Here is a 21,297-nt window from a genome sequence, read left to right as displayed (position 1 = left end):
TGCTCGAGAGTTTTTGATCAGTGTGAGAGCGAAGTCCTGTGAGCCTGCTGTTGCAGCGGTGTCGTACTTACCCGTGACGTGCCAATCTCGGCGAACAGAACGATGACGAACGTCAACTCACGGACGGCGAACAAGCTGAGCATCGTCTCGACACTGATCGACAGCGCGCTGGCGTTTCGGCGCGGACGACCAAAGAGCGGTCTCCTGTTGCTCGGTGCGGCCGCGCTCTCGTCTCGCATTCCCGGCCTCGGGACAGCAGTGTCAGTGCTCCTCCGGCTCGTCCGGCGGTTCCGATAACCGTCCACTCATATGGTCGACGTCACCGGCCACCTCGGAATGGCCCTGTTGTTTGCCGCTCCGGCGTGGCTCGTCTGGGGCCAACGCGGTGCGCTGGGGTTTACTGGCTTTGCGCTGGCGACTGCGATGCTCCCGGACACCGACCTCGTCTTGCAGCAGGTCCTCCCGATCACCCACCACGGCATCACTCACACCCTGCTGTTCGTGGCGCTGGCAAGCGTCCTCGTCGGCGCAGGTGCCTCGAAGTGGCTCACTCCCCGGATTAACGCTACCCGCTGGATCCGAAGCACCGACATCACGAGCGAGGTCGTCTTCGTCTTCGCGACTGGTGGGCTCGCCCTCGGTGGAATCAGCCACATCTTCGCGGACCTCCTCTCGGCTCCCGACATCGCCGCCCCGCTCGAGCCGTTCTGGCCGCTGTACGCGAAACCAGTGATCATCGACGTGATCTACTACAACTCGCCGGTCTGGAATTTCGGACTGTTCGCCGTCGCGATCGCGCTCCACGTATTTCTTGCCAGACACGAGCGCGCCCCGCTCGAGACTCGCTACGGGATCAGTCAGTAAACAGGCCAACTCCACTCCGCTACTCCAACCGCGCATCCGTTCACTCGCGGGAGACGTTCGCTTATTCCAGCTGTGCGTCCGTAATCCGCAACCGCCCGCGGGTTCCGTCCCACTCCGTCTCGTACTCGAGGTCGATCCGCCGATCCATATGCGGTCCATCCACAACCAGCGTCTCGAACTCGCCGCCCTCGCCCAGAATATGGACGCCGTACTCCTCGTTGAGCGCCTCGAGTTCGGTGAGTGCCTCCCGGTCGAGCGTTCGACCGAGCCACGACTCGTCGAGGCCATGAGCTGCGACCTGGATGATCATGATTTCGAAGCCCGCCTCGAGCATCGCGTCGGCCAACTCGTGGGGGTCTTCCTGCCACAGCGGGGCGAACAGCTCACAGCCCAGTCGGTCGCACATCCCCTGAATGCGATTCGTCTGGTACTCGCTCTCGACGGCCCCAGCCGTAACACCGGCGATACCGCCCGGGAGGTCACAGTCGAGTTCCTCGAGGGCGGCCTCGAGTGGCTCGAGTTCGTCGTCGCCCTGTGCACTCGAGTCGGTCACCGCGTCGGCCCCGAAATCGTCGGGTTCGACATCGACGAGTTCGATCCCGATGCTTTCGGCCGCCAGCGCGGCCAGGTCGGTTGCAGGGACGTGATACATATACGAGTCACCCGCAGGGTGGACGGTGACGAGCCGTTCGACCGGGAAGCCGCGCTCGATGGCCTGGTACAGCGCCCACGCTGAGTCCTTGCCACCCGAAAAGAGACTCACCCACGCGCCGTCTGCGTCGCTCATGTGAGGTGATCGGCAGGGATGGGTAAAGGGATACCGAGTTCGGGTTGGTATACTGTCGGACAACAGTCAATGAACGCTCGATCGTGTCTCACGTTCGATCGATGTGTGATCCGTTTTGGCCGACAGTATTAGCGATCGCGGTCGGGATCTGCAGCCGTATTCGCACCGCCGTCCGTGAGTTCGGGATCGGACCGATCAGAACGTGCGCTAGTTCCCGCGTCGGTCGTCGCGTCGGCCCCGCCATCGGTTCGATCGCCGCCGTGTGACTCACTCAGCGACGACGCGACCTGCGCGCCGACGAGGCTGACGACGAGCGCCGAGACGACAAACAGCGCGAGTCGTTCGCCGGCGACCATCACGAACCGCTCGTTCGAGAAGACGCCGAATTCGTACGCCGAAACGACGAACGGCTCGATCACGCCTTGTTGCTCGAGGAAGTATGCAGAGAAACCACGAATTACCAGCCCGACGGCGACGACGATAAACGGCAGGTTGAGGAAGGACCGTCGAACCGGTTCATCGCCGATCACTTCGTCGAGCAGCCGACCGGCGCTTGCGGTCAGCGCAGCCATCGCTAGCCAGGGGATGCTATCGAAGGCAAACCGTGTCGCCGGAAGCACCACACCGGGCGTGTCACCGAGGCTCGAGACGCCGAGTGCGCCGGCAAACAGGCCGACAAAGGTCAAGCCGGCCGCGACCACGTAGGTAACGACGGACACCTGGCCAGAGTACAGCGATTCTCGCGTCTGGTGGGCAAAGCGGGTCAGGAGTTCGTCGATGTTGAACCCCTTGTAGAGCAAGAAGAGGCCGATGACGGTCGTAATCGCGGCCGCTCCCTTCGCGGGACCGACGGTGGTCGCAAGCAACGGAAAGACGAGCATCGTCAGCCCGATCGGGACGAGGACGGTCTGGCGGAGTTCCTCGTCGGCGAGGAACTGTTTGAGCAGGTAGTACGTCGATTCGATGTCCCGGGCCTGGCGGACGACGACCCGGTCGACGGAATCGACCCGGACGCGGCTCTCGACGATCGGGATCAGCCGTTCGTCCTCGGCGCTGTCGGTCACTACGACCGCCGAATCGGGGTCGTAGTCGGCGATGAGATCGTCGAGTTGTGCGGCGACCGCTCGATCTGCCGACACCATCGACTCGTGATCCCCCGAGACGACCGCAACGACGACCTCCTCGTTTTCGTCGCGTAAGTCCTGTGCGACTCGAAGCGACTCGAGAAGCGTGTTGACACTCGAGTCCTCCGGATCCGCGAGGCCGACGTCAGTCACGAGCGCGCGGACTGCCTCCCAGCCGACGACTGGCGAGTGGAGACCGGTTTTGCGGCCCACGTCGTCGGTTCGGTCGAGGCAGACGACCAGCGTTGTCACGATAGGCGATGCATTCCGTGCAACGATAAAACCACTTACTCGTTCGAGCCAACCTGTCACGGGGGACCCCGTGCCAGCCGCCTCGAGAACATCGCTCCGTGATTAGCTACGCAGCCGGAACCCGCGGCCATCGCCGAGGCCGGCGAGCCCAGCGCCGAAGGCGTACGCGACTTGCTGGGCACCCGCGCCGACGCGAGTCATCAGTGGCCGCTCGGGTTCGAACTCCTCGACGGTCACCTCGTCGGTGTCGAGTCGGTCGGCCAGTTCGTCCTCGATCTCCCGGCGGGTGCCGAGGTGATCGACGAGGTCCATGTCGTAGGCCTGCTCACCAAGGTAGATCCGGGCCTCGGTGTCGCGGACAAATCCCGGCTCCAAGTCGCGGCCGTCGCTGACCCGTTCGACGAAGGTATCGTAGTAGTCGTCGATCAACCCCTGAAGGTACTCGCGTTCGTCGTCGTCCATCTCCTTGAGCGCCGTGCCGGCGTCTTTGTACTCACCGGCGGCAAAGCGTTCATAGGAGAGACCAACCTTTTCGGCGAGATCGCTCGCATTGATCCGTGACCCGATGACACCGATCGAGCCGACGATCGAGCCCTCGCGGGCCCAGAGTTCGTCACAGCCGCTGGCGATCCAGTAGCCGCCACTGGCACAGACATCGGTCGCGTAGGCAATCGTCGGCCCGTCGAAGCGCTGGGCTGCGAGTCGAATGTCGTCGCTCGGGACGACCTCACCACCGGGCGTATTTAATTTCAACAACAGCGCCCGGACGTTGTCGTCGTCGTTCGCGCGGTCGATCTGCTCGACGATGTCGTCGGCCGGCGTCGCACCCGGTGTCGTGGGAAGGCGGCCGCCACCGCCGTCCCGGCTGATCGGTCCCTCGACGGCGACCTCGGCGACATCGTAGTCCGGAAACAGCGAACTGGCAGCGTTGCCCGCAAGCCGGATGCCGACGAGTGCGACGGCGAGCGCGAGTATCACGCCCAGCAGATCCGTCAGCGTCGCCGGGAAGATGATAAACAGGACGACGCCGATAATCACGAACGCGAGGCCGCCACCGACGACGACCGCGAGTCGCCCGATACCCTCACTACTGACCACAGCAGTCACCTCGAGTCATACCGATAGCTGGGTGCGGTTCCCGTTAAGCGTTGGCGGTTAGACACGCAGACGACCCCATATCGATCAGTGCGATCGCCTACGAGTCCGGCGACCGGCCGCCGTCGGTCTGGGCCGACCGTGTCGACTCCTCGTCAGCCCCCGGCTTCGTCTCCGTCGGCTCCACTCCGTCGTCCGTCGACTCGGGCTCGAGACTGGTTTCGGTCTGATCCGGTATGCCGCCGTCGGATCGGCCGTCGAGCCACGCTTGCACGAGGTTGACGCCGTCCTGGAAGAACGGCACCGGATCGTCGAGCACCGCGTAATCGAACCGTGGGTGGGACACCAGTGACGTGGCGACCTCGCGTGCAGCCGTGCCGAGCGACGGCCGCTCGACGAGCGGGTACTCCTCGGTCGCGACGCTATGGAGGTAACTGAGTTCCCCTCGCAAGAGGTGCCCGCCCACCCCAACATCGTAGGTCGGCTCCGACGTGAGCTGTCCGTCGGTTGCCAGCTGCCAGTAGTAGTAGGGGAAATCCGCGCCGACACGAACTGAAAACGGCAGCGACGACCAGAATCGCGGATTGATCTCCATCAGCTTGAACTCACCGTCGGCCGGATCGCGCAGGAACTCGACCATCGCGAGCCCGTGCCACTCGAGTTCGTCGAGCAGGGCGCGTCCGGCAGTCTCGAGGTCGGGGATGTGGACCGACTCGCGGTAAGCGCTGGGGCCACCACAGTACTTCCAGCCCCGACGCTGACAGTGCTGGAAGGTCGCGACCGCATCGCCGTGCTCATAAAGTGCAAAAAAGCCGAACTCCCGTGAGTCAGGGATTCGTTCCTGGACGAGCGGAACGTGGCCGCGCCGCTCGAGAGCAGCCTGAGGATCCGGCTGAGTACCCGGTCGCTGGTACTCCGTCGAGCCGATCTCCGCGTCGTCGAACCGCGCGCCGAGATAGGTGGAGGATGCGACGGTGTATCGTGGTTTGACGATCGTCTCCCGGTCCCAGTCGTCCCACTGATCGAGCAGCGCGGTCTCGGGAGCGGCAACCCCAGCCGCATCGGCGGCTGCAAAGAGGTCGACGCGGTCTTGGACGCGTCGAAGCGTCTCGAAGTCCGGCCACGGCGTCGCGATTACGTCCGCAAACGCGTCTTTTCGCTCGGCAAGCACGTAGATATCCTCCTCGCGAACCGGGATGATCGTCTCGACGTCCGGCCGCTCGGCCAGCGAGAGCAAAGCGTCACCGTATGCAGCGAGGTCCGTCTCCGGGTCCGGCAGTCCGACGAACTCGTCGCGATAGGCAGACGTGGCCGCCGGCGTCGACCGCGACTCCGAGCCGACGATCGTGCGGATACCGCGCGGTCGAAGCGAGCGGAGACACGCGACGGTACTCGGCGCGTCGATCCCCGGCACGACCACGCCCGCGTCGTCCCTGTGTCGTTCCATAGGCGATGGCTGTGGGCCCCTCTTCCATTGTTATAGATCGAATACTACATCCCATCGCGGTCGCCACCGAACGAGTCCCGACTGGACGGTCATAGGTACCGACTACAGATACTCGCGTGTCCACTCCTCACCAGCAGGGCTCGTCTGCGATCGTCGCCTCACTCGAGCCCTGAGCCACCCCGATTCGGGCTGTCGACCATCGGTCGTTCCATCGTAAGCCATTGCTACCCCCTGCCGATCGTTCGAATAGTAACAGGCTACAACCATATTGGCATGCAGTCTCGTGCGACGGACTCGAGCGTGGCCGGCACACGAGACGCAGTGGTCGTCAGGGAGTCGGACGCGCAACTGGCATCCGCTCTCGATGTGGCGACGCAGAAAACAGCGATACGACCGCGTTCAAACCCCGAAAATCGGGAGAAAATCGAGGTAGACGGGATCGATCTAGAGCAGCCCCGTCTTCTGGAGCTTCATCAGGTCCTCGGTGTCGAGGGTCTCGCCTTCCTTGAACTTCTGATAGATTTCCTCGGCCTCTTCTTTGGCCTCTTCTTTCTTCTTGTCGCGCTCGGACTTGCGCTCTTCTTCCTCTTTCTTGTCCAGTTCGCGCAGGCGCTTCTGGACGCGGACGAAGTCCTCGTGGTGGCGGTCGGCGGCTTCCTGGGCCTCGACGAACTTCTCGTGCATCTCGTCGGCCTCATCACGGATGTCGTCGGCCTCGCGGTAGGCCTCGATCATCTGATTGTGATGTTCCTGTGCCTTGTCCGCCAGCTCCGTCACCTTCTGGTGGTGCTGGGAGGCTTCTGATCGGACTTCCTCGGCTTCCTCGACGAGCTCCTCGAGATCCTCGTTTTGGTCGAGTTTCTGCTTGCGCTCTTCGTACTCCTCGCGCTTGGACTCGATCTTCTCGATCAGCTCTTTTTCGTCTTCACTCGAGAGAACCTCGGTCTGCTGTTTAAACTCGAGTTGCTCGATCTCTTCTTCGAGCTCCTCTAAGTCCTTGCCCTCGTCGAGTTCCATGTCCGACTTGAGCTGCTCGACCTTGTCGAACAGCTCGTTGGCTTCGGCGTTGAGCTCGTTGCGGCTTTCCTTGTGCTCCTGGACCTGCTCGTTGAGCTCGTCGCGTTTCTCGCGGTGCTCTTGGGCTTTGTCGACCTTCTCGCGAGTCTTCGCGTTCAGGTCGTCGCGCTTGGATGCGCGCTCGGAAGCCATCTGGTTCAGCTCGTTTCGCCGGTCTCGCAGCTGGCCGGCCATCTTGATGAGCTGTCCTTTCGATTTGTTTTCGAGGTCGTCCTCTGTCAGTTCGATGTTTTTCGATTCGTCTACCATGTTAGTCAAACCTCTGTGCCATACCCGCACCGGGGAACCAGTCGACCGACTGTGTAAGCGCTCGCCGACGGCTCGGCGAATGACTCACTAACTCTCGATCAACTGGTCGAAGCGGCTGCTCACGATCTGCGAAACCTCGGTGAATAAGATTTCCTGTCATCGATCGTCGAGCGATACGCGCCCCGGTGGCGTTCTGGTGACAGACAGTACTGTCGCCTATAATTTAAATGTACCGGTCACACAACCCCTGAAAACCGTTAGCAGGGGCGTCGTTCCCCCATGTTGGGCCATACCACGGCTCGCGAGTGACTTATAAACAAAACTGGGTACGAAGGAGCCGATCGGGCTCGGTCGGGTCGCCGTCAGTTCACGTGGTGACGAAAGCGCGGTTCGTTAAAAGAGGTTCTCGAGCCGGTCGTCGGCGAACGCGTCCGCGTGGTCGGTCGATTCGGTTTCCTGAGCCTGTTTTGCCTCCCGGGCACGGTCCATGAACGCCTCGATCCGATCGGACCGTTCCGCCCCGCCGAGTAAGACCAGCGCGCCGAGGCGGTCGCTGTCAAGCGGGAAGTCGCCGCCGCGGACCTGCATACTCCCGGTCTCGTCCTCGAGCCAGCGCCGAGCCCGCTCGACGCCCTTGCGCGGAATCGCGTCGGACTGGCCCGCAATGACGAGCAGTGCCGCCTCCGCGGTCGTCGCATCCGGCAGGCTCGTCCCCGTCAGCAGCGCCTGTCGGGAGACGCTCATCGTCGTTCTGATGTTCTCGGCGCTGTCCTCGCTTGCGACTTCGCTCGCGTAGCCAAGCGCCGCGACGCCGCCTGCACGCAGCGTGTTGATGACTTCGCTCGAGTCAACCACACTCTCGCCGACGCCTTCGACGGCCTCACCGGATGCGAACAGCAGGCCGACCCGCCGGGCGATCCGATCGTTGATCGTCTCGAAGGCCCCTTCGACGCTCTCGCCCTGTTCGTGCCAGGCGTCGTTGTCGATCAATAGCGTCGCGTCGGCTTCTCGCAGCAGGGTCTTCAGTGACCGACCGGCGTTGGCCTGATAGAGCGCCCCTTCGTTGCGTCCCGGTAAGACACCGAGCGCGTAGACGGGGACATCGTAGACCTGCTGGAGATGGTGGACGAGTACGGGCGCACCACCGCTACCGGTGCCGCCGCCGAGACCGGCGACAACGAAGATTGCCTCCGCTTTCGAAGTGACACGGCCGTCGAGTGCGCCGAGGACCTGCTGGATGTCCGACTGCATAACCTCGGTACCGAGTTCGTTGTCACCACCGACGCCATGGCCGTTGACGCGGTCGGCACCGATCAGCTGGGTGTCGACGAACTCGAGCGACTTGAGGTCGGGTTTCGCAGAATTGACGGCCAACGCGCCCTGAACGGCTCCAAATCCCATGTCTGCGTCGAACCGGGCAAGCCGTTCAGTAATCTTCCCACCGGCCTGACCGACTCCGAGGAGGGCGACTTTCATACCACTTCCATATGTAAGCAGCCTGTTTAACGTTCCGGTGAGTTGATACACTTGGTGAGCCGACTGGTTGCACAGTAACTCCCCACAACGATCGGGAGAGGTCACAATACCTTTCTGCTGTATCCCCGTCCGTTCGGATATGTTCTACGAACAGCGGATGACTGTTCCCGACTCGCCCGCCGCGTTGCGGGCCGAGTACGAGGACGACCTCGCAACGATCGTCGACCAGTATGGCCCTGCAGCCGTCGCGGCCGACACCGACCTCGACGAAGACACGCTCGAGGCGCTTGCAGCCGGCGACTCGCCCGATCTGACGCTCGAGGAAGCCGCCGAGATCCAGTCACTCGCCGAGGGCGAACCGGACCCGGAGACGATCGTGACAATGGCGCTCGAGCACTTGCTGTTGGGCATGTCGACGGCGGTCCTCGACGTCGAGGCGCTCGAGAGCTACATCGACATCGACCTCGAGGCAAAGGAGATCCAGCAGAAGATCGAGGGGCGAGCGCCGATGTCGTTCGAGGAGTTCGTCCATGTGCAATACGTGATCGCAGACGGTGCGCCGTAGACGCGGCTCCGCTCACAGTTGTGTTCCAGATTGGTCTCGGTGAGTGTTGCCACGCCCCGTGATTTATCGCACTCGGTGATGTGTGGCCCGTATGTCGAACTCGGAGCGCAGCGAGAATCGGCAACAGGAAACTGACGCGATTCTCGAGCGCAAACCCGGCACCGAAGCCGTCACCGATCTCGAGGACCGGTATCGGGTCGTGGGTGCCGCTGATCGGGAGACGTACGCGAACTGGCTCACGCCGATCGAGGACCATTACGTCTGTCACCGCAACGAGACGCTCGATCCCGACGCCGCCGACTGGGCGGTCGACCTCGCCGGCGCAGTCGACCGGGAGGGCACGCTGGGGATGGACGATCTTCGCGAGGACTACCCAACGGTCGCGGTCGCACACACAATGGAGTGTGCCGGTAACGGCCGCGGTTACTTCGATCCCGAAACCGGCAGCGTCCAGTGGGAGTACGGGGCCGTCAGCACTGCCATCTGGACCGGTGTGCCGCTGACGTCGATTCTGGCCAACTACGGCGCGACGACCGACGACGGGATGTGGCTCACCGCAGTCGGCGGCGACCACCCCGAAGTCGAGGACGAAAACGACCGGTTCGCTCGCTCGATCCCGATGGCCAAGGTCCTCGAGGACTGCATCCTCGCCTACGAAATAAACGGCGAGCCGTTGCCGCCCGAGCACGGCCATCCGGTTCGGTTGCTCGTCCCCGGCTGGTACGGCGTCAACAGCGTCAAGTGGCTCACCGAGTTGCACGTCACGGAGACGATGGTCCACGGCCCGGAGTGGGCCGACCGCGACGGCGAGGACTTCACTCAGTGGCAACAATCGTCCTACCGCATCCATCCCGAGGGCGTCGAGCCTAACTCGAACGCAACAGTTTCGACGTTCGACACCTGGGACCAGCTCGAGTCAGACGAGATCGACCATCCCTACACGTTCGACGAGAACGTCAAGTCCACGATCGGCCAGCCGGACGACGGCGCGACCGTCACCCCGGATGCCGACGGTACGGTCGAGATCGTCGGCGTCGCCTGGGCCGGCGACGACGCGGTGACGGGGATCGAGGTCTCGACCGACGGTGGCGACAGCTGGCAGGATGCGGACTGGTTCGGGCCGGACTACGACTGTGCGTGGCGGCTGTTTCGGTACCGCTGGGAGCCCGCACCCGGCACGTACACGCTCGCCTCGCGCGCGACCGACGAACGCGGCCGCCGCCAGCCGGCACGGATCGCTGACGCGGATGAAGACGGCGACGACTACCCGTGGAACGAGGGCGGCTACGCCGAGAACGCGTGGCACCCACACGCGCTCGAGGTCACTGTCGAGTGATCGCCACGAGCGGTGAACCTATGCTGATTCGGGCACGAACTCGCGTATGCGCGTTGCCATTCTCGGCTGTGGGTACGTCGGCCTCGAACTGGGTCGACAGCTCGCGGCGCGAGATCACGACCCAATCGGCGTCCGCCGATCAGATGAGGGCGTTGCACGGATCGAAGACGCTGGCTTCGACGCCGTCCAGGCCGACGTCACCGACCGCGAGGCGCTCGCGGCTGTCCCGAACGTCGACGCGATCGTCTTCGCGGCGAGCAGCGGCGGCCGGGGAGCCGAAGCCGCCCGCAACGTATACGTCGAGGGGTTGCACACGGCGATCGAAGCCTTCGGCGAGCGCGAGCACGCGCCCGACCGGCTCGTCTACACCTCCTCGACGGGCGTCCACGGCGACCACGACGGCGACTGGGTCGACGAGACGACCCCCCTCGAGCCGACGACCGACAAGACCGCGGTCCTCGCCGAGGCCGAACGGCTCGCCCTCGAGTTACCCGAACAATACGGGTTCGAGGGGACTGTCGCCCGCTTTGCCGGCCTCTACGGCCCCGGCCGGTATCGGCTCGAGCGCTATCTCGAGGGCCCTGTAACGGCGGGCTATCTGAACATGGTCCATCGGGACGACGCCGCCGGCGCGGTCCGGTACGTGCTCGAGGAAGCCCTCGCTTGCGGCGAGGTCGTCCAAGTGGTCGACGACGAGCCCGCCGAGAAGTGGGCGTTCGCGGACTGGCTGGCCGACGAGTGTGGCGTCGAGCAGCCGCCGAAGCGGACGAAAGCCGACCGGCTCGCGGACGACGACCTCTCCGAGGCAGGCCGACGCCGCATCCTGACGAGCAAGCGCTGTTCGAACGAGAAGCTTCGCGAACTGGGCTACGAGTTCGCCTATCCGACCTTCCGTGAGGGGTACCGTGACGCGATCGAGCGCTATCGGGCCGCCGCCACCAGCGATCGGTAGCCGCCGAACACGGGGTACCGGGGGAACACTCTTGGTGGTTCGATTTGACATGGCGATATGAGCGCTTGGAGCGTCTCGACGGCCACGACGGCAGTCGGGACGAACCCGCTGGTGGTCGAGTCGGTCAGCGACTCGGTCCGTTCGCTCGAGCCGCTCCTACTGTCGCTGCTGGTTCTCGTCGTCGTCGCGCTCGTCCTCGGTGTCTGGTGGCTCGTTCGCTGGTTTCGACGACCGCCAGGGGCCCGGTTCCAGCGCCTATTGGCAAACTACGACGACGTGTCCGTGTTGATGCATCCAAATCCCGATCCCGACGCCATGTCGTGTGCCATGGGCGTCGAGCGGATCGCCGAATCGGTCGACACGACCACGACGTTACAGTATGCAGGCGAGATCCGCCATCAAGAGAACCGGGCGTTCCGGACCGTCCTCGGGCTCGAGCTCGAGTCCATCGAAGCCAGTTCCCAGCTCGCGTCGGACGCGGTGGTCCTGGTCGATCACAACACGCCGCGAGGCTTTAGTGGTGCCCAGTCCGTCGAGCCGATCGCTGTCGTCGATCACCACCCCGGGAACGGAGCCGGTACGAAGTTCACCGACGTCCGAACGGCGTACGGGGCGGCGTCGACGATCCTCGTCGAATATCTCCACGACATCGGCGCGACGATGGATGCAGCGGACGACTCGAGCTCGCTTGCGGTATCGCCGGAGCTTGCGACAGGTCTTCTCTATGGGATCCAGTCCGATACGAACCACCTGACGAACGGCTGCTCGCGGGCGGAGTTCGACGCCGCCGCAGCCTTGTTCCCCGGAATCGACGAGGACCTGCTCGATCGGATCGCCAACCCGCAAGTCAGCGATGACGTGTTACAGGTCAAGGCAACGGCGATCACCGAAAAGCGGGTCGAAGGCCCCTTCGCTGTCTGCGACGTCGGCGAGATCAGCAACGTCGACGCGATCCCACAGGCCGCAGACGAACTCATGCACCTCGAGGGTGTCACGGCGGTCGTCGTCTACGGCGAACACGACGGGACGCTTCATCTCTCCGGCCGGTCGCGTGACGATCGGGTTCACATGGGTGAGACGCTCCGCCACGCCATCAGTGACATTCCGATGGCAAGCGCGGGCGGGCACGCGCGTATGGGTGGCGGCCAACTCTCGGTCGATCACATGAACGGCATCGGTCCATCCGACGGGATCAGCCGCGACGAGTTCGAAGAACGGCTCTTTTCGGCACTCGCTGGCGAGCGCTAGCCGCTCGACTCCGCACACCACCGACCGCCGACAGGGCTAGCGAATCTCCTTCCACTCGGACGCGCAGTCAGGACAGATGCGAACCGTCTTGATCTCGTTCGGGTCGTTTTCGGTTTTGAGCGGCTTCTCGCAGTCACCACAGACGAGCCGATCGTAGGTGTCTTTATCAAGGTCGCCATCACGAAGTGCCTTCCGAACTGATTTCATATTCGCCTGTAAGAAGGTGGGATAGAAAAAGACCGGTGCTTTTTTTGATGTGAGTCGGCCGACAATCGAGGGATCGACGCTAAACGATTGAGACACTGATCGCACAGTCTTCGTGCGATCGGTTTGCAGCAGTGGCTACGAATCTGGCCGGAGTCGTGGCCGTTTTACCCGTCCGCGTGAACAACCCATCGATGGAGTACTGCCAGGAGCGGATCGCGACGCTCCACGAGTTCGGCGAGGGAGACGGCGTCGGCGGTTCCCTCACCCGTGACATCGCCGCCGCGGTCGCCGAAACGGCACTCGTCGTTCCGATGACCGGTCGCGAGTACAAGAGTCCTGCCACCGAACGCGTCCTCGAGGAACTCGAGCGCCTCGAGCCAGCGCCAGCGGCCGTCTTCGTTCCCGTCCGCGCTGAGCGAGCGCAGATCGAACCGTTTCGGGACTGGCTCGCCACCTTCGACGTTCCGACGCGGGTGCTCTGGTGTAACGCGCCCGAGGTCGACGCGTTGCTCGCCGACACGGGTTTGGCGGGCAACTGGGGGAAAGGCCGGGACGTCTGGCTCGCACTCGGACCAGCAGCTGCAGCTGCCGACACGGTCGTCGTCCACGACGCCGACGCCAAAAGCTACGAGGCTGAACACGTCCAGCGGCTGCTCGCACCGCTGACGATTGATTTCGACTTTGTAAAAGGGTACTACGCCCGCATCGAGCGTGGCCGGCTCTACGGTCGGCTGTTCCGCCTGTTTTATGAACCGCTGCTTCGGGCGCTCGCGGACGCCCACGACGCCCCAATCGTCGACTACCTCGGGGCGTTCCGGTACGCACTGGCTGGCGAGTTCGCCGCGACCGCCGATCTCGCCCGCCGACTGCACACGCCACGGACGTGGGGGCTCGAGGTCGGCACACTCGGTGACGCCTACGACGTCGCTGGCTTCGACGGGACTGCACAGGTCGACCTCGGCCGTCACGAACACGACCACCGCGTGGTCGACGGCGAGGCCGGCCTCGAGGGAATGAGCCGCGAGGTTGCCGCCGCGCTCCTGTGTGTCCTCGAAGACCACGGCGTCGCCCCCGACTACGAGACGCTCCCCGATCGCTATCGGGCCGCCGGGACGGCGCTAATCGAACAGTACCGTGCCGACGCGGCGTTCAACGGACTCGAGTACGATCTCGAAGGCGAGCGAGCACAAGTGACACGCTACGCCGAATCGATTGCGCCGCCCGACGCCGCCATCGACATGCGCCTCCCGCGATGGGTCGATGCGCCGTTCGAACCGGCGGACGTGCTCGCGGCAACCCGTCCGTGGCGACATCACCACGCTGGGTCGCGCTCACAAGACTAATCCCGATACCCGCCGTTAGGCCGCGTATGGACGCGACCGCCGACGAACTAGCCGGCGTGGTCGACCTCTTCGGCGGGTTGACCCGCGTGGAACTCGAGCGGGCGCTCGCCGAGGCCGCCTACCGCGCCGACGGACAAGCCGTCGACGACGCGGCCCTCGAGGCGACGATCGACGAGGCCCTCGAGTCGTTCGCGCTCGTTCGATACGATCCAGCCAGCGAGGGCGATGGGGAGACGATCGCGAACAGCGAGGCGCTACTGGTCCCCGGACCGACAGCGTTCCCAACGGTACCAGACCATGCCGAAGACGTTCCGCACATTCTCGACGTCGACCGCCGGCACCCCGATCGCGAGGCGCTGGGCGAGGCGACCCGCGAGCGATTCATCGACGCCGTCGCCGAGGCCATCACGGCCGACGAGACGGACCGACTGCGGACCCTGCTCGACGTCAGCTACGATCTCGAAGCATGGGCTCCGATCGACCTCGCGGACGAACGGCGGCGACTGGAGGACGCCCTCGAGGAATGACGACGAGACTGACCCTCGGCCCGGTCGCAGCCTACGAAGCGACCGAAATCGACGATCAGGAGTACGACGCCGCCGTCCTCGCGCCGATCGTCGACCGCGACGGCGAGGACCATCTACTGTTTACCCGGCGGGCCGATCATCTCGGCGAGCATCCCGGCCAAATGAGCTTTCCCGGTGGCGGGGCCGAACCCGAGGACGCAACGATCCTCGAGACTGCGCTTCGGGAGGCAAACGAAGAAATCGGCCTCGAGCCCACCGAAGCCGAGATCGTCGGCCAGCTCGACGACATCCGGACGGTCACCGAGTACGCCGTCACGCCCTTCGTCGCCCACGTGCCGAATCGCGAGTACGTCCGCAACGACAACGAGGTCGCCGAGATCGTCGTCCTCCCGGTATCGGAGCTACTCGATCCCGAGAATTACGAGTACGAACGCCGCTCACACCCCTACTACGGCGACATCGTCATCCACTACTTCCACGTCGACGGCTACACCGTCTGGGGCGCGACCGGCCGGATCCTGGTGCAACTGCTCGAACTCGCGACGGCGTTTGAAGCACCCGAAAAAGTCGACCGATCGAGCGTCTGACGCCGGGCGTCAGTGTGACTGTTCGTCGCGAACCGACTCGAGTCGCATCAGGGGATAGCCGTCTTCCATTTCCATGCGCGTGACGACCTCACAGCCCTCATACTCGACGACGATTTCGACCTCGAGAAAGCGACCGGTGAGTTCGGTGTAGTCGGCCGTCGCGTCGGCGAGTTCGGCCTCGAGTTCGTCGACAAGCACGTCGACGGTTACTGCGGCGCAGTGGGGCTGGTTTTCGATCGACTCCTCGATTGCGGACTCGAGGCTCGCGGCGCTGTCCGGTGAAACGGGTGTGCCGGCGAACTGATGATACAGCGAGCCGAACTTGATGCCGGCCTCGAAGCAGGCGGCTTCCGCGTCCGTGGGTGTCGTGTCTGTGGGCATGTACAGGCCCTCGCGTGCGGTCGGGAAGGGGATTGCGATGCGAGTGGAGTCGGCTCGAGGCGTGGGTGCACACGGGGGATGCATGACACCACCGACCGCGCTGGGGCCGAATCGCATGGTACTTATCGACGCTGCCCCTCACACCGAACGAATGGCACAGTCAGTCCTGCTCACGGGGGCTGCGGGGCGGGTCGGAACGGCCATCCTCGGCGGCCTGTCGGATGACTACGAGTGGCGGTTGCTGGATCGCGATCCGCCAACGGGCGACCAGCCCGGCGAGTTCGTCGTCGCAGATATCACCGACGGTGAGGCCGTCCGCGAGGCAATGGAGGGCATCGACGTCGTGATCCACCTCGCAGGTGACCCGCGACCGGAAGCACCGTGGAACAGCGTCCTGACCAACAATATCGACGGCACACAGACAGTCTTCGAAGCCGCCGTCGACGCCGGCGTCGAAAAGGTCGCGTTCGCCTCGTCGAATCACGCCGTCGGCAACTACGAGACCGAGGAACGCACGCCCGAGATGTACCGGGCCCACGACGATTATCTCCTCGATGGCACCGAACTCCCGCGGCCGAGCAACCTCTACGGCGTCTCGAAAGCTGCCGGCGAAACCCTCGGGCGCTACTATCACGACGAATACGATCTCTCGGTTGTCTGTGTTCGCATTGGCAATCTCACCGAGGGCCACCCACCGATCGATTACGAGCGCGGACAGGCGATGTGGCTCTCCTACCGAGACTGTGCACACCTGTTCGACCGCTGTATTCAGGCCGACTACGACTATGAGATCGTCTACGGCATCTCCGACAACGACCGCAAATACTACTCGCTCGAGCGCGCCCGCGACGTCCTCGACTACGACCCACAGGACAACTCCGCCCACTACGACGGCGACGAACGAGTCCTCGAACCCGACGCCTAAACAGAACTGCCTACACTCGCCTCCGTCACTTCGGTCCGAATAACCCGTCGACGTCTTTCTCTCGAGCCTGCCGTCTGCCGACGTGCTCGGTGAGCCGCTGGAAAACGATCCCCCGATGCTCGTCCTCGCGAACGAAATCGAACAGCAATGTAATGAACTGGCTGGCGTCGTCACCGGCCTCGAGATCGCGCCGCGCGTACGCTCGTGCCTGCGCGATTGGTCCCTCATCGTAGCCGAACTCCTCAGCGAGGACGACCGCTGCAACCGCCGTCGGCCCGATGTCGAGGTCCGACAGCGTCGGCGCTGTCCCCTCATGTTCGAGCACGACCGGCGGTCGCCGCTCTATGAGTTCGGGATCGGCCGCGAGTCCCGCAAGGTACGATCGAACGGACTCGAGCCGGAGCCCACGGTGGTCGGCGGGTAACCCCGCGAGATACTCGCCAGCGCTCTCGGCCAGCCCGACCGTCCCCTCCCAGTTTCGCCCGCGAGCGTGGTACACCGCGCTGCTGTACTGGATGAGACCGTGCAGCAGCCGCTCGTCGTCGCTGCCCGCCTCGAGGTCGAGCCAGTGATCCTCCCAGGCGTCGTGGGCGGCATGATAGTAGCCATCGTTGAAGATCGCGACGCCGGCCCGGAGGTGATCGCGCATAGTCTCAGTTATGCCTCGAGACTCGAGAGCATGACGAAACCGTCGAGTGCCGGTTCTCCTGTCGACAGCGATCCCACTGGTGTCGATACCAAGGTGTCGACAGCTATCAGGTCGGCAGAACAAGAACTGACATGTGGACTCATCGGTAGGCGTATGCAATCATTTCGATTTAGTGACGTGTATCCACTTTCTCGTATGCAGTCCGTACTGTTCGCCGCCGCTCGAGTCTCACTCACACCGCCCGCCGAGTGGACCCGTGGCTGCTCAGCCGTCGAACCCTGATTCGAATCGGAACGTCCCGTTGCGCTGGACAACCGTGCCGTCAATCTCGAGCCGGGACGCTTCGCTAACGTCGGTAATCAGATCGACGTGGACCGCCGAGTCGTTGCCGGACTCGCCGTCGGGGAGACAGGCGTCGTAGGCCCGACCGAGCGCGAGATGGACGGTATCGCCCATCTTCTCGTCGAAAAGGATGTTGTCCGTATACCGGTCGATCCCGCGATTCATCCCGATCCCGAGCTCGCCGAGTCTGCGCGCACCCTCGTCCGTCTCGAGGATGTCGCCGATCACTGCTTCGCCCTGGTCGGCATCGTAGTCGACGACCTCGCCGTCCGCGAACTCGAGGCGAACGTTCCGGACGGACTCACCCCGCAGGGTCATCGGCACGTCGAAGGTTACCGTCCCCTCGGTCCCAGCGGGTGCCGTAAAGACCTCGCCGCTTGGCAGGTTATGCGAGTCGTACGCGACCGAAGCAGCGCTGTTGACTGCCGTGCGACCGTCAATTCGCATGGTCAGGTCGGTCCCCTCCGAGACGAGACGGACCTCGTTGCCGTCATCGAGGAGGGTCTTGAGCTGGGCCATCTCTTCGGCGAGCGACTCCCAATCCCGAAGGATCGCATCGTAGGCGAAGTCTTGGTACTCCTCGTAGGCCATGTTCGCCTGCTGGGCCAGCGACCGCGTCGGGTGGACTGTCGACACCCAGCGAGTATCCAGTCGCGCCTCGCGGATCTCACGTCTGGTGTTGTTGTACGCCTGCCGCTGCTCGCCTGGCACGTCGGCCATCGCACTCGTATTTCGGCCACCGCCAAGCGAGAGATAGACATCGGCGTTCTCGAGCAGCGCGAGCTCGTGTGCTGGGTTCGCATCGAAATCGCCGTCGTGAGCACGGAGATACGACCGCGTGATCTCGCCCGAACTGTAGGTCGCAAGCAGGTTCGCCCCGCGATTGCCGAGTTCTTCTGCGACGGCGACCGCCAGCTCGTGGGCGTCCGGGCCAACCGACAGGACAACGTTGTCGCCCGCTTCGACGCGAGCGCTCCAGTCGACCAGTACCGCAGCGTGTTCGCGTATACGTTCGTCCATAGGTGTGGCTCTCGAGCAGGCTACTAAACGGTCCCCGTTCGACCTGGCCGACCGTTCAGACTACTGGCGACTCAGACGGAATGCATGTCGTTGGTGCTGCCTCCCTCACGCGAGCGCACGACCGAGACGATCGCGTAGACGATCGGCGTATCGAGGAGGGCAATCACGAATTTCAGCAGGTACTGGCCCACCATCAACGAGAGCACGACGTCGGTCGGAAGCACAGTGCCGACACCGAGGACCGCCGGCGCGATGGCGAACGCGACCGACACGAAGATGACAGTATCGATCGCTTGGCTGCTCGCCGTCGAGGCGATATTGCGGAGCCAGAGTTTCTCGGAACCGGTGTACTCTCGAATCCGGTGAAAGACGAGCACATCCCAGTTCTGGCTGACGATGTACGCGAGCAGACTACCGAGAACGATGTTCGTCGACGCGCCAAGCACCGTCGCGAACTGTCCAGCAGTGCTCGGGTCGGCCGCCGGTGCGGCAATCGTCGACCAAACGAGCGCGAGGACGACGAAATTCAGGACGAACCCCACGTTGACGACGATCTGGGCCGCACGCCGGCCGTACAATTCAGTATAACAGTCGCTTGCGAGGAAGGTTAGTGCGTACGCGAGTGCCGCTCCGGGCAACGCGAGTTGGGACCCCGTTACCGGCAGCGACATGGGGAGTTCGAACGCCAGTACCTTCGACGCGGTTACCTGCGCAGTCACGAGCGCCGTGACGAAGAGTCCAATCAAGCCCACTTGCGCGACTGTCGGCGCTCCCTGCGTCCGTGTCTTGGTCATACCGATGGTAGCCAGTGAGCCACCCTAAGCAGTGCTATCTAAGAGCGCCAGCAGCAATGCCACCGCTCCCACGGCCCTACTCCCGTCTCAATCTGCCGGCAAACCCAGGCTCGACTGACCCACTCGCGACTGACTCGGCCCCGTTTCTGGACGATCACCTGATTCGTGCTCTGGTGGACCTGGCGGGAGTGGCCTGCAGTCGCTGGTTTCCGTCTCCAACCGAGGGGGCCGCTCCAGCAGTACATCGGGTTCCGCGCCGTCTCGAGTGGCCGATAAGTCGATTTCTCGAGTGACAATTCTATCGGCAAGTGAGAATGATTGGATCCGCCGTTTCTCAGACATTCATCCTGTGATCGTTGGGTACAGGGTGATATTATTTTTGTTCCGACATACATACTGTAACACAACTGTTATACGTATCGGGGGTCTTTCTTGAATTGCAATGGCGAAAGGAAACGTTGATTTCTTCAACGACACAGGCGGCTACGGTTTCATTTCGACGGACGACGCGGACGATGACGTTTTCTTCCACATGGAAGACGTTGGCGGTCCGGACCTCGAAGAAGGCACAGACATCGAATTCGATATTGAACAGGCCCCCAAGGGCCCCCGCGCCACCAACGTCACCCGCCTGTAACACGGCTTTCACGTTCGGTAACGGGTTTTCACAGTCGACTTTCGTTCTTTCGCGCTTTACCGCAACCAGCAGCTGCTGATAGGCACGTTTGCGACGAATAGGACCGGTTATATCTAATCAATCATGAATAGGACTTTGTAGTGTCAATACCGTATATTGACCTGTTTGTGTGGCTGTGTTGTCGGGTTTAAGTCGTTATTACTGAATGAAACAGGAGTAAGGAATACGATTGCCATAGTTAGCTTTGCTAAACGTGGTCGGAACAGTTGATACGAAACCGATAACAAATAGCCAGGTTTTCGTTCGTCCACCCAAGGATACACAATGGACGATCTGACAGGGTTTCAACGAGACCTACTTTACGTAATTGCAGGTGCTGATCAGCCGTCTGGTCAGGACGTAAAGGACGAGATTGAAACATATTACAGCAGTGAAATCAATCACGGCAGATTATATCCAAATCTCGACACTCTCGTCAACAAGGATCTCGTCGAGAAGGGACAACTCGATCGGCGAACCAACTACTACGAGATCAGTAATCGTGGGCAGCAAGCGATCGAAGAGCGTCGGCAATGGGAACAACAATATCTCAACAACTAGTATAGCTGCCCTTGTAACAGCTCTCGCTCCCGTATCAAGTCGTATCTCTAGTTGACCTGCTACCCATTCCAGTAGGATTTCACTGGAGATCGGATCGATGATACGTGCCGATCCGATTTTGATATTGAAATTGGGACCACACAGGAATGGCTGCGTGGTAATAATATGAATGGTAGCGGCGAATCGACGTTCCCAGAGGGTCGCCCACTCCAGTACTTGCCGATACGCAGGCGAGCTTATCTTCCGTGTTCGGGATGGGTACGGGNCGAATCGACGTTCCCAGAGGGTCGCCCACTCCAGTACTTGCCGATACGCAGGCGAGCTTATCTTCCGTGTTCGGGATGGGTACGGGAGGAACCTCGCCGCTATGGCCGCTGTAATGCCGATCGGCGGAATCGAACCGCCGTCAGACCACGATCGGTGGATGATGACCGTATTGGTCGATATGAGTGGAGGCGGCGAAACGAGTTTCCCAGAGGGTCGCCCACTCCAGTACTCACCGTAACGCAGGCGGGCTTATCTTCCGTGTTCGGGNTATGAGTGGAGGCGGCGAAACGAGTTTCCCAGAGGGTCGCCCACTCCAGTACTCACCGTAACGCAGGCGGGCTTATCTTCCGTGTTCGGGATGGGTACGGGAGGAACCCCGCCGCTGTGGCCGCCGTAATGCCGACCGACGGACTCGAACCGTCGTCAAACCGTAATCGGTGGTGTGTCTAAGACCGTTATGTACGTGTAGTCCAGTTTGCGTCCGGACCCGTTCACCGCGTCACGGATCCAATGCGTTATAGTTGTAGTTATGAGTGTGTGGCTTGG

General features: G+C 62.8%; 23 protein-coding genes and 2 rRNA genes. 12 read left to right on the top strand and 13 right to left on the bottom strand.

From position 1 onward, the window contains the following. Positions 1–102: 102 nt before the first annotated feature. Entirely contained in the window at positions 103–297 is a 195-nt protein-coding gene (locus C476_RS01530) for a hypothetical protein (protein ID WP_008009160.1), read from the top strand. Between the two features lie 12 nt (positions 298–309). Further along, positions 310–864 (top strand): metal-dependent hydrolase, encoded by a 555-nt coding sequence (locus tag C476_RS01525; RefSeq protein ID WP_008009157.1) that lies wholly within the window; start codon positions 310–312, stop codon positions 862–864. Positions 865–925: 61 nt separating this feature from the next. Here C476_RS01525 and C476_RS01520 read toward each other — a convergent pair whose 3' ends face one another. The 6 genes from C476_RS01520 to C476_RS01495 all read right to left on the bottom strand — a co-directional run bounded on the left by C476_RS01520 (position 926) and on the right by C476_RS01495 (position 8,371). Continuing rightward, positions 926–1,651 (bottom strand): diphthine--ammonia ligase, encoded by a 726-nt coding sequence (locus C476_RS01520; RefSeq protein ID WP_008009155.1) that lies wholly within the window; start codon positions 1,649–1,651, stop codon positions 926–928. Positions 1,652–1,779: 128 nt separating this feature from the next. Then, positions 1,780–3,027 carry a DUF373 family protein gene (locus C476_RS01515; RefSeq protein WP_008009154.1) on the bottom strand — a complete coding sequence of 416 codons (1,248 nt, stop codon included), beginning with the start codon at positions 3,025–3,027 and terminating at the stop codon, positions 1,780–1,782. A gap of 102 nt (positions 3,028–3,129) precedes the next feature. Next, entirely contained in the window at positions 3,130–4,125 is a 996-nt protein-coding gene (gene sppA / locus C476_RS01510; RefSeq protein ID WP_008009152.1) for a signal peptide peptidase SppA, read from the bottom strand. 97 nt (positions 4,126–4,222) lie between these two features. Then, positions 4,223–5,569 carry a carboxylate--amine ligase gene (locus C476_RS01505; protein WP_008009151.1) on the bottom strand — a complete coding sequence of 449 codons (1,347 nt, stop codon included), beginning with the start codon at positions 5,567–5,569 and terminating at the stop codon, positions 4,223–4,225. Between the two features lie 444 nt (positions 5,570–6,013). Then, positions 6,014–6,895 carry a coiled-coil protein gene (locus C476_RS01500; protein WP_008009150.1) on the bottom strand — a complete coding sequence of 294 codons (882 nt, stop codon included), beginning with the start codon at positions 6,893–6,895 and terminating at the stop codon, positions 6,014–6,016. Between the two features lie 393 nt (positions 6,896–7,288). Then, the gene (locus C476_RS01495; RefSeq protein WP_008009148.1) at positions 7,289–8,371 is read right to left on the bottom strand and encodes a tubulin/FtsZ family protein; all 1,083 of its coding nucleotides are present in this window, start codon (positions 8,369–8,371) and stop codon (positions 7,289–7,291) included. A 139-nt stretch (positions 8,372–8,510) separates the two neighbouring features. Here C476_RS01495 and C476_RS01490 point away from each other — a divergent pair, with 139 nt between their 5' ends. The 4 genes from C476_RS01490 (at position 8,511) to C476_RS01475 (ending at position 12,472) form a co-directional block, all read left to right on the top strand. After that, positions 8,511–8,936: a DUF5791 family protein gene (locus tag C476_RS01490; RefSeq protein WP_008009145.1), complete on the top strand. Its 426-nt coding sequence runs from the start codon at positions 8,511–8,513 to the stop codon at positions 8,934–8,936. A gap of 91 nt (positions 8,937–9,027) precedes the next feature. After that, a complete protein-coding gene (locus tag C476_RS01485; protein ID WP_008009144.1) occupies positions 9,028–10,272 on the top strand; it encodes a sulfite oxidase in 1,245 nt (414 codons plus the stop codon). 46 nt (positions 10,273–10,318) lie between these two features. Beyond that, complete coding sequence (locus tag C476_RS01480) at positions 10,319–11,224, top strand: SDR family oxidoreductase (protein WP_008009142.1); 906 nt, start codon at positions 10,319–10,321, stop codon at positions 11,222–11,224. A 57-nt stretch (positions 11,225–11,281) separates the two neighbouring features. Further along, positions 11,282–12,472: a DHH family phosphoesterase gene (locus tag C476_RS01475; protein ID WP_008009140.1), complete on the top strand. Its 1,191-nt coding sequence runs from the start codon at positions 11,282–11,284 to the stop codon at positions 12,470–12,472. Between the two features lie 36 nt (positions 12,473–12,508). On the opposite strand, the gene C476_RS18815 is transcribed toward C476_RS01475, so the two are convergent. After that, complete coding sequence (locus C476_RS18815) at positions 12,509–12,679, bottom strand: HVO_0758 family zinc finger protein (RefSeq protein ID WP_008009139.1); 171 nt, start codon at positions 12,677–12,679, stop codon at positions 12,509–12,511. Positions 12,680–12,870: 191 nt separating this feature from the next. Here C476_RS18815 and C476_RS01465 point away from each other — a divergent pair, with 191 nt between their 5' ends. The 3 genes from C476_RS01465 to C476_RS01455 are packed head-to-tail and all read left to right on the top strand — an operon-like array spanning position 12,871 to position 15,136. After that, positions 12,871–14,022, top strand: coding sequence for a glycosyltransferase family protein (locus C476_RS01465; protein ID WP_008009138.1), 1,152 nt, complete (start codon positions 12,871–12,873; stop codon positions 14,020–14,022). Between the two features lie 26 nt (positions 14,023–14,048). Then, complete coding sequence (locus tag C476_RS01460; protein WP_008009135.1) at positions 14,049–14,549, top strand: DUF7109 family protein; 501 nt, start codon at positions 14,049–14,051, stop codon at positions 14,547–14,549. After that, positions 14,546–15,136, top strand: coding sequence for an NUDIX hydrolase (locus tag C476_RS01455; protein ID WP_008009134.1), 591 nt, complete (start codon positions 14,546–14,548; stop codon positions 15,134–15,136). Before C476_RS01460 ends, C476_RS01455 begins: the two co-directional genes overlap by 4 nt. A 9-nt stretch (positions 15,137–15,145) precedes the next feature. On the opposite strand, the gene C476_RS01450 is transcribed toward C476_RS01455, so the two are convergent. After that, positions 15,146–15,517 (bottom strand): dihydroneopterin aldolase family protein, encoded by a 372-nt coding sequence (locus C476_RS01450; RefSeq protein ID WP_049911537.1) that lies wholly within the window; start codon positions 15,515–15,517, stop codon positions 15,146–15,148. A 151-nt stretch (positions 15,518–15,668) separates the two neighbouring features. On the opposite strand from C476_RS01450, the gene azf reads away from it, so the two are divergent. After that, a complete protein-coding gene (azf, locus tag C476_RS01445) occupies positions 15,669–16,442 on the top strand; it encodes an NAD-dependent glucose-6-phosphate dehydrogenase Azf (RefSeq protein ID WP_049911536.1) in 774 nt (257 codons plus the stop codon). A gap of 25 nt (positions 16,443–16,467) precedes the next feature. Here azf and C476_RS01440 read toward each other — a convergent pair whose 3' ends face one another. The 3 genes from C476_RS01440 to C476_RS01430 all read right to left on the bottom strand — a co-directional run bounded on the left by C476_RS01440 (position 16,468) and on the right by C476_RS01430 (position 19,247). Then, complete coding sequence (locus tag C476_RS01440) at positions 16,468–17,091, bottom strand: DUF309 domain-containing protein (protein ID WP_008009128.1); 624 nt, start codon at positions 17,089–17,091, stop codon at positions 16,468–16,470. Positions 17,092–17,355: 264 nt separating this feature from the next. Continuing rightward, on the bottom strand, positions 17,356–18,453 hold the full coding sequence (locus C476_RS01435; RefSeq protein WP_008009126.1) for an aminopeptidase: 1,098 nt from the start codon (positions 18,451–18,453) through the stop codon (positions 17,356–17,358). Positions 18,454–18,524: 71 nt separating this feature from the next. Beyond that, on the bottom strand, positions 18,525–19,247 hold the full coding sequence (locus C476_RS01430; protein ID WP_049911533.1) for a queuosine precursor transporter: 723 nt from the start codon (positions 19,245–19,247) through the stop codon (positions 18,525–18,527). Positions 19,248–19,689: 442 nt separating this feature from the next. On the opposite strand from C476_RS01430, the gene C476_RS01425 reads away from it, so the two are divergent. Beyond that, the gene (locus C476_RS01425; protein WP_006087767.1) at positions 19,690–19,884 is read left to right on the top strand and encodes a cold-shock protein; all 195 of its coding nucleotides are present in this window, start codon (positions 19,690–19,692) and stop codon (positions 19,882–19,884) included. A 324-nt stretch (positions 19,885–20,208) separates the two neighbouring features. Continuing rightward, positions 20,209–20,484: a PadR family transcriptional regulator gene (locus C476_RS01420; protein ID WP_008009117.1), complete on the top strand. Its 276-nt coding sequence runs from the start codon at positions 20,209–20,211 to the stop codon at positions 20,482–20,484. A 264-nt stretch (positions 20,485–20,748) separates the two neighbouring features. Here C476_RS01420 and rrf (C476_RS01415) read toward each other — a convergent pair. Further along, a 5S ribosomal RNA gene (gene rrf, locus C476_RS01415) occupies positions 20,749–20,857 on the bottom strand. 168 nt (positions 20,858–21,025) lie between these two features. Further along, positions 21,026–21,147, bottom strand: a 5S ribosomal RNA gene (rrf, locus tag C476_RS01410). Positions 21,148–21,297 lie beyond the last annotated feature (150 nt).

It is taken from the genome of Natrinema limicola JCM 13563 (genome assembly GCF_000337475.1).
Taxonomy (GTDB): Archaea; Halobacteriota; Halobacteria; order Halobacteriales; family Natrialbaceae; genus Natrinema; species Natrinema limicola.
Note: the sequence above shows the minus strand (reverse complement) of the source record. Positions and strands in the feature narration are given on the sequence as shown.

What these genes read in the sequence shown, in the direction of transcription:
- C476_RS01455 (WP_008009134.1), top strand. Translation starts at nt 14,546, where the DNA reads ATGACGACGAGACTGACCCTCGGCCCGGTCGCAGCCTACGAAGCGACC.
- C476_RS01530 (WP_008009160.1), top strand. Translation starts at nt 103, where the DNA reads ATGACGAACGTCAACTCACGGACGGCGAACAAGCTGAGCATCGTCTCG.
- C476_RS01505 (WP_008009151.1), bottom strand. Translation starts at nt 5,569, where the DNA reads ATGGAACGACACAGGGACGACGCGGGCGTGGTCGTGCCGGGGATCGAC.
- C476_RS18815 (WP_008009139.1), bottom strand. Translation starts at nt 12,679, where the DNA reads ATGAAATCAGTTCGGAAGGCACTTCGTGATGGCGACCTTGATAAAGAC.
- C476_RS01450 (WP_049911537.1), bottom strand. Translation starts at nt 15,517, where the DNA reads ATGCCCACAGACACGACACCCACGGACGCGGAAGCCGCCTGCTTCGAG.
- C476_RS01420 (WP_008009117.1), top strand. Translation starts at nt 20,209, where the DNA reads ATGGACGATCTGACAGGGTTTCAACGAGACCTACTTTACGTAATTGCA.
- C476_RS01520 (WP_008009155.1), bottom strand. Translation starts at nt 1,651, where the DNA reads ATGAGCGACGCAGACGGCGCGTGGGTGAGTCTCTTTTCGGGTGGCAAG.
- C476_RS01485 (WP_008009144.1), top strand. Translation starts at nt 9,028, where the DNA reads ATGTCGAACTCGGAGCGCAGCGAGAATCGGCAACAGGAAACTGACGCG.
- C476_RS01475 (WP_008009140.1), top strand. Translation starts at nt 11,282, where the DNA reads ATGAGCGCTTGGAGCGTCTCGACGGCCACGACGGCAGTCGGGACGAAC.
- C476_RS01435 (WP_008009126.1), bottom strand. Translation starts at nt 18,453, where the DNA reads ATGGACGAACGTATACGCGAACACGCTGCGGTACTGGTCGACTGGAGC.
- C476_RS01500 (WP_008009150.1), bottom strand. Translation starts at nt 6,895, where the DNA reads ATGGTAGACGAATCGAAAAACATCGAACTGACAGAGGACGACCTCGAA.
- C476_RS01430 (WP_049911533.1), bottom strand. Translation starts at nt 19,247, where the DNA reads ATGACCAAGACACGGACGCAGGGAGCGCCGACAGTCGCGCAAGTGGGC.
- C476_RS01460 (WP_008009135.1), top strand. Translation starts at nt 14,049, where the DNA reads ATGGACGCGACCGCCGACGAACTAGCCGGCGTGGTCGACCTCTTCGGC.
- C476_RS01480 (WP_008009142.1), top strand. Translation starts at nt 10,319, where the DNA reads ATGCGCGTTGCCATTCTCGGCTGTGGGTACGTCGGCCTCGAACTGGGT.
- C476_RS01525 (WP_008009157.1), top strand. Translation starts at nt 310, where the DNA reads ATGGTCGACGTCACCGGCCACCTCGGAATGGCCCTGTTGTTTGCCGCT.
- C476_RS01465 (WP_008009138.1), top strand. Translation starts at nt 12,871, where the DNA reads ATGGAGTACTGCCAGGAGCGGATCGCGACGCTCCACGAGTTCGGCGAG.
- azf (WP_049911536.1), top strand. Translation starts at nt 15,669, where the DNA reads ATGGCACAGTCAGTCCTGCTCACGGGGGCTGCGGGGCGGGTCGGAACG.
- C476_RS01425 (WP_006087767.1), top strand. Translation starts at nt 19,690, where the DNA reads ATGGCGAAAGGAAACGTTGATTTCTTCAACGACACAGGCGGCTACGGT.
- C476_RS01495 (WP_008009148.1), bottom strand. Translation starts at nt 8,371, where the DNA reads ATGAAAGTCGCCCTCCTCGGAGTCGGTCAGGCCGGTGGGAAGATTACT.
- C476_RS01440 (WP_008009128.1), bottom strand. Translation starts at nt 17,091, where the DNA reads ATGCGCGATCACCTCCGGGCCGGCGTCGCGATCTTCAACGATGGCTAC.
- C476_RS01490 (WP_008009145.1), top strand. Translation starts at nt 8,511, where the DNA reads ATGTTCTACGAACAGCGGATGACTGTTCCCGACTCGCCCGCCGCGTTG.